The organism is Nonomuraea basaltis (assembly GCF_005893125.1).
Taxonomy (GTDB): Bacteria; Actinomycetota; Actinomycetes; order Streptosporangiales; family Streptosporangiaceae; genus Nonomuraea; species Nonomuraea basaltis.
The window spans coordinates 1-13047 of the sequence record NZ_VCJS01000055.1 but is presented as its reverse complement, the minus strand read 5'-3'; the positions used below and the strand labels follow the sequence as shown (position 1 = coordinate 13047).

The 13047-nt window shown below is 68.7% G+C and carries 14 protein-coding genes; 5 read left to right on the top strand and 9 right to left on the bottom strand.

Features of this window, described 5'->3' with window-relative positions; all coding sequences use genetic code 11:
• Positions 1–2: 2 nt before the first annotated feature.
• Positions 3–659: an aa3-type cytochrome oxidase subunit III gene (gene ctaE / locus EJK15_RS25365; protein WP_138712963.1), complete on the bottom strand. Its 657-nt coding sequence runs from the start codon at positions 657–659 to the stop codon at positions 3–5.
• Positions 660–855: 196 nt separating this feature from the next.
• Here ctaE and EJK15_RS25360 point away from each other — a divergent pair, with 196 nt between their 5' ends.
• Entirely contained in the window at positions 856–1254 is a 399-nt protein-coding gene (locus EJK15_RS25360) for a hypothetical protein (RefSeq protein WP_138713008.1), read from the top strand.
• 6 nt (positions 1255–1260) lie between these two features.
• On the top strand, positions 1261–2307 hold the full coding sequence (gene trpD / locus EJK15_RS25355) for an anthranilate phosphoribosyltransferase (protein WP_138712962.1): 1047 nt from the start codon (positions 1261–1263) through the stop codon (positions 2305–2307).
• Positions 2308–2549: 242 nt separating this feature from the next.
• On the opposite strand, the gene EJK15_RS25350 is transcribed toward trpD, so the two are convergent.
• The 4 genes from EJK15_RS25350 to ctaC all read right to left on the bottom strand — a co-directional run bounded on the left by EJK15_RS25350 (position 2550) and on the right by ctaC (position 6800).
• The gene (locus tag EJK15_RS25350; protein WP_138712961.1) at positions 2550–3761 is read right to left on the bottom strand and encodes a L,D-transpeptidase; all 1212 of its coding nucleotides are present in this window, start codon (positions 3759–3761) and stop codon (positions 2550–2552) included.
• Positions 3762–3898: 137 nt separating this feature from the next.
• A complete protein-coding gene (locus EJK15_RS25345; protein WP_138712960.1) occupies positions 3899–4312 on the bottom strand; it encodes a cytochrome c oxidase subunit 4 in 414 nt (137 codons plus the stop codon).
• Positions 4312–5973 carry an aa3-type cytochrome oxidase subunit I gene (gene ctaD / locus EJK15_RS25340; RefSeq protein ID WP_138712959.1) on the bottom strand — a complete coding sequence of 554 codons (1662 nt, stop codon included), beginning with the start codon at positions 5971–5973 and terminating at the stop codon, positions 4312–4314. The genes EJK15_RS25345 and ctaD overlap by 1 nt, the downstream gene beginning before the upstream one ends.
• Positions 5970–6800 (bottom strand): aa3-type cytochrome oxidase subunit II, encoded by an 831-nt coding sequence (ctaC, locus tag EJK15_RS25335; RefSeq protein ID WP_138712958.1) that lies wholly within the window; start codon positions 6798–6800, stop codon positions 5970–5972. The genes ctaD and ctaC overlap by 4 nt, the downstream gene beginning before the upstream one ends.
• A 141-nt stretch (positions 6801–6941) precedes the next feature.
• Here ctaC and EJK15_RS25330 point away from each other — a divergent pair, with 141 nt between their 5' ends.
• Together EJK15_RS25330 and EJK15_RS25325 are read left to right on the top strand one after the other, a co-directional pair.
• The gene (locus tag EJK15_RS25330; protein ID WP_171074520.1) at positions 6942–8084 is read left to right on the top strand and encodes a cysteine desulfurase family protein; all 1143 of its coding nucleotides are present in this window, start codon (positions 6942–6944) and stop codon (positions 8082–8084) included.
• On the top strand, positions 8081–8326 hold the full coding sequence (locus EJK15_RS25325) for a sulfurtransferase TusA family protein (RefSeq protein ID WP_043638353.1): 246 nt from the start codon (positions 8081–8083) through the stop codon (positions 8324–8326). Before EJK15_RS25330 ends, EJK15_RS25325 begins: the two co-directional genes overlap by 4 nt.
• 72 nt (positions 8327–8398) lie before the next feature.
• On the opposite strand, the gene EJK15_RS25320 is transcribed toward EJK15_RS25325, so the two are convergent.
• Both EJK15_RS25320 and erpA read right to left on the bottom strand, forming a co-directional pair.
• Positions 8399–9385 carry a carbohydrate kinase family protein gene (locus EJK15_RS25320; RefSeq protein ID WP_138712956.1) on the bottom strand — a complete coding sequence of 329 codons (987 nt, stop codon included), beginning with the start codon at positions 9383–9385 and terminating at the stop codon, positions 8399–8401.
• Between the two features lie 99 nt (positions 9386–9484).
• Complete coding sequence (gene erpA / locus EJK15_RS25315) at positions 9485–9838, bottom strand: iron-sulfur cluster insertion protein ErpA (RefSeq protein WP_138712955.1); 354 nt, start codon at positions 9836–9838, stop codon at positions 9485–9487.
• Positions 9839–10007: 169 nt separating this feature from the next.
• Here erpA and nadA point away from each other — a divergent pair, with 169 nt between their 5' ends.
• A complete protein-coding gene (gene nadA, locus EJK15_RS25310; protein ID WP_138712954.1) occupies positions 10008–11165 on the top strand; it encodes a quinolinate synthase NadA in 1158 nt (385 codons plus the stop codon).
• 90 nt (positions 11166–11255) lie between these two features.
• Here nadA and EJK15_RS25305 read toward each other — a convergent pair whose 3' ends face one another.
• The gene (locus EJK15_RS25305) at positions 11256–11855 is read right to left on the bottom strand and encodes an SIMPL domain-containing protein (RefSeq protein WP_138712953.1); all 600 of its coding nucleotides are present in this window, start codon (positions 11853–11855) and stop codon (positions 11256–11258) included.
• Positions 11856–11936: 81 nt separating this feature from the next.
• A partial coding sequence (locus tag EJK15_RS70845) for a TolB-like translocation protein (RefSeq protein ID WP_206061104.1) occupies positions 11937–13047 on the bottom strand: 1111 nt, incomplete at its 5' end.

Below are 13047 nucleotides of genomic sequence, written 5' to 3'. Positions count from 1 at the left end.
CCTTAACGAATGATGTAGATGGTCGCGAAAAGACCGATCCAGACGACGTCTACGAAGTGCCAGTAGTAGGACACGACGATCGCGCTGGTGGCCTGCTCATGCGTAAAGCGCTTCGCGGCGTACGTGCGTCCCAGCATGAACAGGAACGCGATCAGGCCACCGGTCACGTGCAGGCCGTGGAAGCCCGTCGTCAGGTAGAACACCGAGGTGTAAGCGTTAGCGGGCAAGGTCGCGCCCTCTGACGCCAGCTCGCCGTACTCGTACAGCTGCCCCGCGACGAAGACCGCGCCCATGAGGAAGCTGACGATGTACCAGAAGCGGAGCTTGCCGACCTGCCCCTTCTCCGCGGCCCACACGCCGAGCTGGCACGTCACACTCGACAGCACCAGGATGATCGTGTTGACCGTCGCGAACGGGATGTTCAGGTGAGCGACTCCCTCGGCGGCTTGCGCGCCTGCGGGAAGGAGCGCGGGGCCCCATTCGAGGCCCTTGCCCTCGCTCACCGACCGGATGGTGAAGTACATCGCGAACAGCGCCGCGAAGAACATGAGCTCAGAGGACAGCCAGACGATCGTCCCGACGCTGACCAGATTGGGTCTGCGGTACGACTGTGCTGTCGTCGTCGAAGTTATTGCGGATGCTGTCGCCACGGGCAGCATTATTGCGGCTCTGGTGGTCGGTCCGGCCAACGACCCCCCGTTAGCAGGTACAAACCGGTACCCAGCCTGGGATAATCGCCATAAAACGCCTGTCAGGGACGGCGGCCTGGGTTTGCACCCCTGCGCACCGGTACGATCCCAGGTGACCATACCGCTACGAGCGATAGTGAGCGCGACCGTGAGCACCGACGACACGATGAGGGTCCTCGTCTACAGCGACGACGCCACCACGAGGGCTGAGGTGATCCAGGCCATCGGCAGGCGGCCGGCGGCCGACGTGCCCCTCGTTGAGATCGTGGAGTGCGCGACCGAGCCCAAGGTCCACCAGTGGCTCGCCTCCGGCGAGATCGACGTGGCCGTCCTCGACGGCGAGACCCAGCCCGCGGGGGGCATGGGCGTCTCCCGCCAGGCCAAGGACGAGGTCTACGACTGCCCGCCCATCTGCCTGATCATCGCCAGGCGCGACGACCGCTGGCTGGCCGAATGGTCCAAGGCCGACGCCGTGGTGCCCCAGCCGCTGGAGCCCATGGTCGTGGCCGACACGGTGGCCGACCTGATGCGCCGCCGCTCCTCCACCCGACTCAACGCCAAGTAGGTGCTCATGGACTCCCGGACGACCTGGCCCGCCCTGCTTTCCGCTCTCCTGTCGGGAGAGCATCTGACATCGGACGAGACGGCCTGGGCGATGCGGGAGATCATGTCCGGCTCCGCGACGCCGTCCCAGATCGCGGGCTTCGTGATCGCCCTGCGGGCCAAGGGCGAGACCGTGACCGAGGTGGTGGGCCTGGCGCGGACCATGCTCGACCTGGCCACGCCGCTCAGCGTGGAGGGTCCCGTGGTCGACATCGTCGGCACCGGCGGCGACCGCGCCCACACCGTCAACGTCTCGACGATGGCCGCCATCGTGGTCGCAGCCGCGGGCGCCCGCGTCGTCAAGCACGGCAACCGCGCCGCCTCGTCCTCGTGCGGCGCCGCCGACGTCCTGGAGTACCTGGGCATCCGCCTCGACCTCACACCCGAGCAGACGGCGCGGGTGGCGCGCGAGGCGGGCATCGCGTTCTGCTTCGCCCCGGTCTACCACCCCGCGCTGCGCTTCGCCGGGCCGACGCGCAAGGAGATCGGCGTGCCCACGGTCTTCAACTTCCTCGGCCCGCTCACCAACCCGGCCCGCCCGGCGGCCCAGGCCATCGGCGTCTTCGACGCCAGGATGCTGCCCGTGCTCGCGGGCGTCTTCGCCGAGCGCGGCGTGTCCGCCCTGGTCTTCCGCGGCGACGACGGCCTGGACGAGCTGACCATCGCCGGCACCTCGACGGTCTGGGTGGTCAAGGACGGCACCGCCACGCAGACGACGTTCGACCCGGCGGTCCTCGGCATCCCGCGGGCCGAGGTGGGTGCGCTGCGGGGCGGGGACGTGGCGTTCAACGCGCAGGCCGTGTACGACCTGGTTCGCGGCAAGACGGGGCCGGTGCGCGACGCGGTGCTGCTGAACGCGGCCGCGGGCCTGGTGGCGCACGAGGGGCCCGGCGACAATCTCGACGCGGCCATGATCGACGGGTACGCCCGCGCGGTGCAGGCCGTGGACTCCGGCGCCGCCGCGGCCATCCTGGACCGCTGGGTCGAGGTCAGCGGCTCCATCCGCCCGGCCTGACCCTCCACCGCACGCGACTCCCCGGCGGAGGCGCGCCCGGGCCATTTCCGCCTGCCGCCCGTCGCACGCAGACCGCCGCCACCGGACGCCGCCCGCACGACCGCTCTCGCCCTCAGCACCCCGCTCTGGGCCGCGGAGGCACCGGGGTCGACGGGCGGCGCGGGCTGATGGACCGCCGAGCGGTCACACGCCGGCGCGGCGGGCGGGGAGCCGCTCCCTGGAGCCCGGCCCCGGCGGTGGCGTCAGAGGCCGATCGTGGGGCCGGCCTTCAGTGAGCTCCACCGCAGCCACTGCTTCCAGTTCTCCTGCCAGTGCCCCCACCCGTTCAGGGGCTCCAGCTTCCGCGGCGACCCCGTGATGATGATCGGGTCCCCGATCAGCGTGTTCTTGATGAACCAGGCGGCGTTGTCCGGGCTGATGTTCACGCACCCGTGGCTGACGTTCGCGCTGCCCTGCGAGCCGACGGACCAGGGCGCGCTGTGCACGTACTCGCCGCTGTTGGAGATGCGCACCGTGTTGTAGACCGTCAGCTGGTAGTAGCCGGCCTGGCCGGGACCGATCCCGGGAGAGGTCATGACGGTGACGGGCTCGCGTGACATCGCCAGGTGAATGCCGGAGGTCGTGTAGTACTTCCACTGCCCGCCCTGGCCTGCGCTCATCGGCATCCTGCGGACCTTCTTGCCGTCCCGCCGCACGATGAGCACGTGGTTGTCGGTGCTCCCCTTGGTGATCTGAGCGCGGCCGATCTTGAAGTTGAGCGTGACGTCGCGTTTGCCGTACATGCCCGGTCCCCCGCGTACGCCGGCCAGCCGCGCCTCCACCCGCACCTTCGTGCGCGCCGGCCAGTACTTCTGCGGCCGGAAGTCCACGTGCGTGCTGTCGAACCAGTGCCAGGCCCCCTCCACCTGCTTGGAGCTGCGCACGGTGAGGTTGCGCTCGACGGCAACCCGGTCGGTGATCGGCTTGTCGAAGGTGATCATGATGGGCATGCCGATGCCGACGGTCAGCCCCGTGTCGTCCTTGTTGGGGGTGATCGTCTCGATGTCGAACGTCTTGTTGCCCTTGACCGTCGTGAACGTGCTGGTGGCCTGGCTCTGCTTGCCCGCGGCGTCCACGGAGACGGCGGTGACCGTGTAGGCGGTGCCCGGGCGGGCGGTGGCGGTGCTGCGCCAGCGGGTGCCGTCGGCGCTCAGCGTCCCCGGCAGGGGGCCGGACTTGCCGCCGTCCACCTGCACGCCCTTGAGCTTGCCCGTGTGGGCCGCCACGACCACGGGCTGGTCGGTGGGCACCCCTTCGGTCTTGTCACGCGGAGAGAACGACACAGGGGCGCTCCTCGCCGCCCCGCCGGCCATGGCCACGGATTCCGGTTCGTCCCCTGCCGTGCCGCCCGCCGAGCACGCTGTCAGCAGCGCCAAGGCCAGCAGGCCGGCCGATCCATCCGCTACCCGCCCCACGACGCCTCCCTCGTCCAAGATCGAACCCCTTCTGCCTCCTTTATTACCCTCGGTGGTCGAATCACCACATCCGGATACTGTTAAAGAACACCAAAAACGGGCGTCTCCCCCAAGGGGGACGCCCGTTTCGGCTCACGTCAGTGCGAGAAGTTGCCCCGGTAGTACTGGAACACGAACCCGATCATGGCCATGATGACCAGGAAGATCCCGATCAGGAACATCCAGAAGCCGATCACGAACCCGGCGAAGGCGAAGGCCGCCGCCAGGCACAGGAACAACGGCCACCAGCTGCTCGGGCTGAAGAACCCGATCTCACCCGCGCCATCGCTGATCTCGGCCTGCTTGTTGTCCTCCGGCTGGGCGCCGATGCGCCGCGCGGTGAACATCAGGTAGTAGCCGACCATGAACGCGAACCCGACCGACACGGCCATGGCCGTGGTCCCGACCGGCTCGCCCTTGCCCGTGTCCGCCTTGGTCCAGAACCAGTAGGCGACGTCGACACCGGCGAAGAACAGGCCACACGCGAGGAACAGCCAACCCTGCACCTTCATCAGGACTCGACCTCCTGAACGGACTTGGCGGACACGTGCGGGTAGTGCAGGTCGAACGCGGGACGCTCGGACCGGATGCGCGGCAGTGAGGTGAAGTTGTGCCGCGGCGGCGGGCAGGAGGTCGCCCATTCGAGCGAGCCGCCGTAGCCCCAGGGGTCGTCGACGGTGACCTTGGGCGCGGTGCGCCAGGTCTTCCAGACGTTGTAGAGGAACGGCAGCGTGGACAGGCCCAGGAGGAAAGCGCCCACCGACGAGACCATGTTGAGGTCGGTGAAGCCGTCGGCCGCGCTGTAGTCGGCGTAGCGGCGCGGGAAGCCCAGCATGCCGAGCCAGTGCTGCACCAGGAACGTGGTGTGGAAGCCGATGAACAGCAGCCAGAAGTGCAGCTTGCCCAGCTTGTCGTCGAGCATCCTGCCGGTGAGCTTGGGCCACCAGAAGTAGAAGCCGCCGAACATGGCGAACACGACGGTGCCGAAGACCACGTAGTGGAAGTGGGCGACGACGAAGTAGGTGTCGCTGATGTGGAAGTCGAGCGGCGGCGAGGCCAGGATGACGCCCGTCAGGCCGCCCAGCAGGAACGTGATGAGGAAGCCGATCGCGAACAGCATCGGCGTCTCGAACGACAGATGCCCTCGCCACATGGTGCCGACCCAGTTGAAGAACTTCACACCTGTCGGCACCGCGATGAGGAACGTCATGAACGAGAAGAACGGCAGCAGCACCTGCCCGGTCGGGAACATGTGGTGCGCCCAGACCGTGATGGACAGGCCGGCGATCGAGATCGTCGCGGCCACGAGGCTGATGTAACCGAAGATCGGCTTGCGGCTGAAGACCGGCAGGATCTCGGTCACGATGCCGAAGAACGGCAGCGCGATGATGTACACCTCTGGATGGCCGAAGAACCAGAACAGGTGCTGCCACAGCAGCGCCCCGCCGTTGTCGGAGTCGAAGATGTGGGTGCCCAGCTTGCGGTCGGCCTCCAGGGCCAGCAGCGCGGCGGCCAGCACCGGGAACGCCATCAGCACGAGCATGCTGGTCAGCAGGATGTTCCAGGTGAAGATCGGCATGCGGAACATCGTCATGCCGGGCGCGCGCATGCAGATGATCGTGGTGATGAAGTTGACCGAGCCGAGGATCGTGCCGAGACCGGACAGGGCCAGGCCCATGATCCACAGGTCGCCGCCGAGGCCGGGCGAGTTGATCGCGTTCGACAGCGGCGTGTAGGCGAACCAGCCGAACGACGCGGCGCCGCCCGGGGTGAAGAAGCCGGACACGGCGATGATGCTGCCGAACAGGTAGAGCCAGTAGCTGACCATGTTGAGGCGCGGGAACGCCACGTCGGGGGCGCCGATCTGCAGCGGCATCAGCGCGTTGGCGAAGCCGGCGAACAGCGGCGTCGCGAACATCAGCAGCATGATGGTGCCGTGCATGGTGAACAACTGGTTGAACTGCTCGTTGCTGGTGATCTGCAGCCCCGGCTGCGCCAGCTCCGCCCGCATGATCAGCGCCATGACGCCGCCGATCAGGAAGAAGACGAACGACGAGATCAGATAGAGGTGCCCGATGATCTTGTGATCGGTCGAGGACAGCCACTTGGCGATGATCTGGCCCTTGGTGACGGGCCTGGCGGGGGCGCGAAGTGGTTCTTGAATGGCGGTCACTGGGCACTCCCAGCCTGGTTTGTCGCGATGTACTGGTCGAACTCCTGCTGCGTGACGAGCTTCACCGAGAACAGCATGCGGCTGTGGTCGACTCCGCACAGCTCGGCGCAGCGGCCGGCGAAGACGCCCGTCCTGCCCAGCGTGGTGATCTCAAACTTGCGGCCCGGGTTGTCCTCGGGGATCCCGGGGATCACGTCGCGCTTGAACAGGAACTCCGGCACCCAGAACGAGTGGATGACGTCGTCGCTCGACAGGTCGAACTCGATCTTCTTGTTGACCGGCAGGACGAGCTGGGGACCCGACCGGTAGTCGTTCACCGGCAGGCCCGCGACCGGCTGCAGCGGCTTGCCGTCGACCGTCGTCGTGAAGCGCCAGCTCCACTGGAAGGCCTCGACCTTCACCTTGACCGTCGCGTCGCCGTCCACGCGGGCGAGCCGCTCGCTGTCGCGGGCGGTGAAGAAGAAGAAAACCGACACCATGACAAGCGGGATCAAGGTGTAGAGCATCTCGATCGGCAGGTTGTAACGCACCTGCGGCGGGAGCTCGGCCTTCGACTTGCGCTTGCGGTGGAAGATCGCCGCCCACACGATCAGGACGATGACGACGGCACCCGTGGCGAGTGCGGCGATCCAGGCCCCGTTCCACAAACTCTGGACCACGTCACCCTCTTGGGTGATGTGGCCGGGAAGAAGGCCGCGAGACCAGTTGGCCTCGGGGACGTCATTAGCACACGCCGTAGCAGTGGCCAGCAGCAACGCCAAAGCGGCGGCGCGTGGACCCCTGCGCCGGGCCAACGAACGCCGCGTCGTACGGCGAGTCGGACTCACGGATCGCCTACCCCACAGATGAAGCCCAAGAGTCTCTCCCTTGGGCGCTCGTATTTCCAGATGCACAGCTGATTGCAGACACATTAGCGTGCAGGTGCCTTGCCCTACCGCGCGACCCCTCGATGGCCCGCGAGTGGGACGATGGGTCTCGTGGCGTACTTCGACGCGGCTTCGAGCGAGCCGCTCCACCCGCAGGCACGCGAGGCGCTGCTGGCGGCGATCGACGTCGGCTGGGCCGACCCCGCGAGGCTCTACGGCCAGGCCCGCCGCGCGCACCTGCTGCTCGAGCAGGCCCGTACGGAGGTGGCCGAGGCGCTCGGCGCGCGCCCGGACGAGGTGTCGTTCACCTCTTCCGGCACGCAGGCCGTGCATCTCGGCGTGCTCGGCACCCTACACGGCAGGCGCAGGGCCGGGCGTCATCTGGTGACGAGCGCGGTCGAGCACTCCAGCGTGCTGCACGCCGGCGGCGTGCACGAACGCGACGGCGGCACGGTCGAGACGGTGGGCGTGAGCCTGGCCGGACGCGTGGACCTCGACCGGTTCGCCGAGGCCGTGGCGCGGCCCGGCACCGCCCTGGCCTGCCTGCAGACCGCCAACCACGAGGTCGGGACCCTGCAGCCGGTCGCGGAGGCGGCCGCGGCGTGCCGGGCGCACGGCGTGCCGCTCCTGGTCGACGCGGCGCAGACGGCCGGCCGGATGCCGATACCGCAGGGCTGGTCGGTGCTCACCGCCAGCGCCCACAAGTGGGGCGGCCCGGCCGGTGTGGGCGTGCTGGTGGTGCGCAAGGGCACGCGGTTCCGCTCGTTCCTGCCGGAGGACGAGCGGGAGCGGCGGCGGGTGCCGGGGTTCGAGAACGTGCCCGGCATCGTGGCCGCGGCGGCGGCCCTGCGCGCGATGGCCGCGGACGCGGCGCGGGAGCAGGCGAGGCTCTCCGAGCTCGTCGGCAGAATCAGGGAGACGGTGCCGAAGATCGTCCCGGACGTCGAGGTGATCGGCGACCCCGACGACCGGGCGCCGCACATCGTGACCTTTTCGTGCCTGTACGTCGACGGGGAGGCCTTGCTCACCGAGCTCGACAAGGCGGGATTCGCCGTATCGTCCGGAAGTTCGTGCACCGCTAGTACGCTTCGTCCATCGCACGTCCTAGAAGCGATGGGCGTGCTCACGCATGGGAATGTCCGGGTGTCACTGCCCAGGGGCGCTTCCGCGGCCGAGGTCGACAGGTTTCTCGCCGTGCTGCCCGAGCTGGTGCGCCGCATCCGCCAGGACGCAGGAGTCGCATGACCGAGGTTACTCAGCCGGCTTTGACGATCGACGCGCTCGGGAAGAAGTGCCCGATCCCGATCATCATGCTCGCCGAGCAGATCAACTACGTTCCGCTGAACGCCGTGGTGGCCGTGCTGGCCGACGATCCCGCGGCCTACACGGACGTACCGGCGTGGTGCAGGCTCAAGTCGCATCGCCATGTCGGCTCGTACGAGCTGCCCGAGGGCGGCTGGGCGATCCACGTCAGACGCAACTACTGAAGCTCGACCGGCGGCGAAGATGAGACGCCCCCGCCGCGCGTACCGGCCGGCGGGGGCGATTCGTGCGGTGACTCAGGGGTGGTAGCAGCGGACGTGCTCGGCGATCTCCTCGGCCGCCTCGGCGCCGTAAGCTGCGGCGAAGCGCTCGAGGAAGACCTTCTGGCCGAGCTCGTATTCCTGCCCGCCGACCCGCTCGAGCACGTGCGTGGCCGTCAGGTTGCCGACCTGGCCGCACCGCTCCAGCGGCAGGTTCCAGGCCAGGCCGGACAGGAAGCCGGCGCGGAAGGCGTCGCCGACGCCGGTGGGGTCGGCCTTGCCCCGCTCAGGCGCGGGGGCGACCTGGATGGACGGCTCGCCCTTGCGGTCGATGACGGCGCCCTTGGGGCCGAGCGTGGTGACCCGGACGCCGACCCGGTCGAGGATCTCCTCGTCGGACCAGCCGGTCTTCTGCTCGATGAGCCCCTTCTCGTAGTCGTTGGAGAAGAGGTAGGCGGCGCCGTCGACGAGCTGGCGGATCTGCTCGTCCGCCATGCGGGCCAGCTGCTGGGAGATGTCGGCCGCGAACGAGATGCCGCGCCGGCGGCACTCGTCGGTGTGGCGCAGCATCGCGTCGGGGTCGTTGGGGCTGATGAGCACCAGGTCGAGGCCGCCCACGCGGTTGGCGACGGGCTCCAGCTCGATCAGCCGGGCCTCGGCCATGGCGCCGGTGTAGAACGAGGCGATCTGGTTGTGGTGCTCGTCGGTGGTGCACAGGAAGCGCGCGGTGTGCTGCGTCTCCGAGATGTGCACGGAGTCGCAGTCGACGCCGTGGCGCTCCAGCCACGACCGGTAGTCGGCGAAGTCGTTGCCGACGGCTCCCACGAGGATCGGCTTCAGACCGAGGCAGCCCATGCCGAACGCGATGTTCGCGGCGCAGCCACCGCGCCGGATCTGAAGGTCATCGACCAGGAACGAGAGTGACACCCGATCGAGCTGCTCGGCGATGAGCTGATCGCCGAAGCTTCCTGGGAAGGTCATCAGGTGGTCTGTCGCGATGGAGCCGGTGACGGCGATGCGCACGGGATTCTTCTTCCTCGTTGTCAGCAAGCCAATGAGCCCCACGAGAATACGCGAAGGCCCCGCGCGCACAAAGGCGACACGGGACCAGGCGACGGCGACTTAGTTGAACGAGTCGCCACAGGCACAGGAGCCGGTGGCGTTGGGGTTGTCGATGGTGAAACCCTGCTTCTCGATCGTGTCGACGAAGTCGATCGTGGCGCCCATCAGGTACGGAGCGCTCATCCGGTCGGTGACCACGCTGACGCCGCCGAAGTCCGACACGACGTCGCCGTCCATCGAACGGTCGTCGAAGAAGAGCTGGTAGCGCAGGCCGGAGCAACCGCCCGGCTGCACGGCGACCCGCAGCTGCAGACCTTCCTCGCCCTGCTGCTCGAGCAGGCTCTTGACCTTGGCGGCGGCCGCTTCGCTCAGGTTCAGGCCCTGCGTCGTGGTCTCGCTGCTCTCAACCGTCATCTGCTGACTCCCTAACCCGGCTGTCTGTTTCCGACGTCCTACTAATGACGCTACCAACACCTGGCCGATGCCACACATTCCCGGGGTCCCGCACCGGGAAACGACCCCCGGAATAAGCAGGTACGCCCGTGTGCCATGATGGGTATCGTCAATTCGACGATAAGGGGGTATGGCCATGGCCACCCAGACTGGGCTGCCGCTCTTCGTCCTCGGCCGGAGCGCCGATCCGCACAGCGAGAAGGGGGTCGACTGCCCGGGCGAGCTGCCGCCCGCGTCCGACCCTGACCTGGTGGAACGCGCGCGCAAGGCCAAGGAGACGCTCGGCGACCGGCTGTTCGTGCTCGGCCACCACTACCAGCGCGACGAGGTCATCCAGTTCGCCGACGTGACGGGCGACTCGTTCAAGCTCGCCCAGCAGGCGGCGGCGCGGCCGGAGGCGGAATACATCGTCTTCTGCGGCGTGCACTTCATGGCCGAGTCCGCCGACATCCTCACCGGCGACGGCCAGAATGTCGTCCTGCCGGACCTGGCGGCCGGGTGCTCGATGGCCGACATGGCCACGTTCGACCAGGTCGAGGAGTGCTGGGAGGCCCTGGAGGACGCCGGGCTCGCCGATCAGGTGATTCCGGTCACGTACATGAACTCCAGCGCCGACATCAAGGCCTTCTGCGGCCGCAACGGCGGCGCCGTCTGCACCTCCTCCAACGCCCGCCGCGCCCTGGACTGGGCGTTCGAGCAGGGCCAGAAGGTGCTGTTCCTGCCCGACCAGCACCTGGGCCGCAACACGGCGGTGCTGGAGATGGGCATGTCCCTGGACGACTGCGTGGTGTGGAATCCGCACCGCCCCAACGGGGGTCTCACCCAGGAGCAGCTGGAGCGGGCCAGGATGATCCTCTGGCGCGGCCACTGCTCGGTGCACGGCCGCTTCACGGCCGAGTCCGTCGATGACGTACGTTCGCGCATTCCCGGGGTGAACGTGCTCGTGCACCCCGAATGCCGGCACGAGGTCGTGCTCAAGGCCGACTACGTGGGCTCGACGGAGTACATCATCAAGAAGCTGGAGGCGGCCCCGGCGGGCTCCAGCTGGGCGATCGGCACGGAGCTGAACCTGGTCAAGCGGCTGGCGCAGATGTTCCCCGACAAGAGCGTCTCGTTCCTCGACCGGACGGTGTGCTACTGCTCGACGATGAACCGGATCGACCTGCCGCACCTGGTGTGGGCGCTGGAGTCGCTGGTGCTGGGCGAGGTCGTCAACCAGATCAAGGTGGACGAGGACACCACGCATTGGGCCAAGGTCGCCTTGGACCGCATGCTCGCCCTCCCCTAACCCGGCATATCCCCATATCCCCGGTCCAACTGCAAGGCCGGCGCGCACCGTGGAGATCCATGCAGTCGGGCCCCGGACCACGTGGAGCTTCTAGGCGAAGTCGTAGCCGACCTGGACGGTGACCGTGAGGGTCTGGCGGCCGGGGCTGATGGAGGCGCTGGTCTCGGCCGCCGCGACGGCCATGGTCAGCGGTTGCGGGCCGCCCCTGACCTCCTCGCTGACCGAGACCACCCGGCCCAGCGGGCGGCCCGCCAGCTCGGCGTACTGGGCGGCCTTCGCGGCGGCGTCGCGGAACGCCCTGGTCCTGGCCTCCCGCAGCACCCCGGCCGGGTCCGACAGCTCGAACGCCACCCCGTTGAGCCTGGCCTCCTCCCCGACCCCGGCCACCGTGTCGATCACGCGGTCGGCCTGTGCCAGGTCGCGGACGACGACCTCCACACCCTGCGCCGCGCGGTAGGCGGCCACCTTCGGATAGGACTCGTACTCGGGCCCCAGCGACAGCTCGATCGTCCGCACGTCCTCCGCGGCGATCCCCACCTGGCGCAGCGCCTCGGCCAGGCGGGCGGCGGCGGCGCGCACGCCGGTGAAGGACTCAGAGGCGGCCGCCCTGCGCACCTCGACGCCCGCGTGCAACCGCAGGATGTCGGGCGCGGCCAGGACGGCGCCCTCCCCGACGACGGTGATGTCCACGCCAACCACCTCGAATCCCTTGGATGGGTTCCGCCTTGATCCTATGACGCGGATCTCCGGCGGCGAAGGGACGCGGCCGCTCTACGACGCGGTACGGGTGAAGCGGAAGCCCATCTTGTCGAACTCGGCCTTCCTGGGCGCGGTCGCCAGCACCCGGCTGACCTGCCCCGACATGTCGATCACCACGGCCTCGTACCCGGCGGCCCTGGTCCGCCAAACCGCGAGATGTTCCTCGTCCCACCACCCGATGAGCCGGTTGCTGGCGAACGGTACGGTGATCGGCTCAGTGTCGTCCCCGGAGGTGGAGCGGGCGCAGAGCGAGGTGCCCGCCGTCGTGCAGTGGGCCAGGAAGCGGGTGCCCGACGGCGAGATGTCGTCGCCCTCCACCCACACCGGCGACCCGGCGTCCGACAGGGTACGCAGCGGCTTGCCGTTCAGGTCGTAGAACTTCATCTTGCCGCCCACCCACGTGCCGACCGCCTTGCCGCCCGCGTCCCAGAAGAAGCGCCACTCCCCCGCGCCCCGCTCCTTGATCTCGAACGCGCGTCCCTTGGCGCCGGCGACGTCGATGATGGCGTACCCGTGCTCGACGGTATTTCCGTCGGTGCCCTTGTAGAGGGTGACCAGGCCGTACTTGCCGTCGGGCGACCAGCGGGGCGTGGTGGGGAAGACCGGCTTGGGGCTCACCTTGACGATCCGCTTCGTGCCGGTGGCGTGGTCGATGATCGACACGGTGGAGAAGTAGTCGGTGCTGTAGTCCACGTCGGTGCCGAGGGCCAGGTTGGTCTTGGAGTCCAGGGCGTACTCGAAGTAGCGGGAGTCGGCGGTGAAGGCGCTGGTCGCGTGCTTCCTCACGTAGAGGCGTTTGCCGCTGTTCACGGTGTAGGAGGCGAGCTTGATGGGGTCGCCGTCGGCCTCCTGGATCCGCACCGACGTGCCGGGGAGCGCGATCGAGCGGGTCGTGGGGGACGGCGTGGCGGAGGGCGTGGTGGCCGTCGTCGTCACCGGAGCCGCGGAGGTGGTCAGCGCGGCGGTGGCGGTGGGTGCCGGGGTGCGGCCGGGCAGGTCGCTGAGGCGGATGGCGACGAAGGCGGTGACCGCCACGAGCACGAGCGCGCCGGCGGAGGCGCCGGCGACGATCCAGCCGGTGGCCCGGCGCGTCGTGGGGCGGGTGGGCAGCCCCTGGTAGTGC

What these genes read in the sequence shown, in the direction of transcription:
- EJK15_RS25330 (WP_171074520.1), top strand. Translation starts at nt 6,942, where the DNA reads ATGGGTCTCGTGGCGTACTTCGACGCGGCTTCGAGCGAGCCGCTCCAC.
- EJK15_RS25360 (WP_138713008.1), top strand. Translation starts at nt 856, where the DNA reads ATGAGGGTCCTCGTCTACAGCGACGACGCCACCACGAGGGCTGAGGTG.
- ctaE (WP_138712963.1), bottom strand. Translation starts at nt 659, where the DNA reads ATGCTGCCCGTGGCGACAGCATCCGCAATAACTTCGACGACGACAGCA.
- trpD (WP_138712962.1), top strand. Translation starts at nt 1,261, where the DNA reads ATGGACTCCCGGACGACCTGGCCCGCCCTGCTTTCCGCTCTCCTGTCG.
- EJK15_RS25325 (WP_043638353.1), top strand. Translation starts at nt 8,081, where the DNA reads ATGACCGAGGTTACTCAGCCGGCTTTGACGATCGACGCGCTCGGGAAG.
- erpA (WP_138712955.1), bottom strand. Translation starts at nt 9,838, where the DNA reads ATGACGGTTGAGAGCAGCGAGACCACGACGCAGGGCCTGAACCTGAGC.
- nadA (WP_138712954.1), top strand. Translation starts at nt 10,008, where the DNA reads ATGGCCATGGCCACCCAGACTGGGCTGCCGCTCTTCGTCCTCGGCCGG.
- EJK15_RS25345 (WP_138712960.1), bottom strand. Translation starts at nt 4,312, where the DNA reads ATGAAGGTGCAGGGTTGGCTGTTCCTCGCGTGTGGCCTGTTCTTCGCC.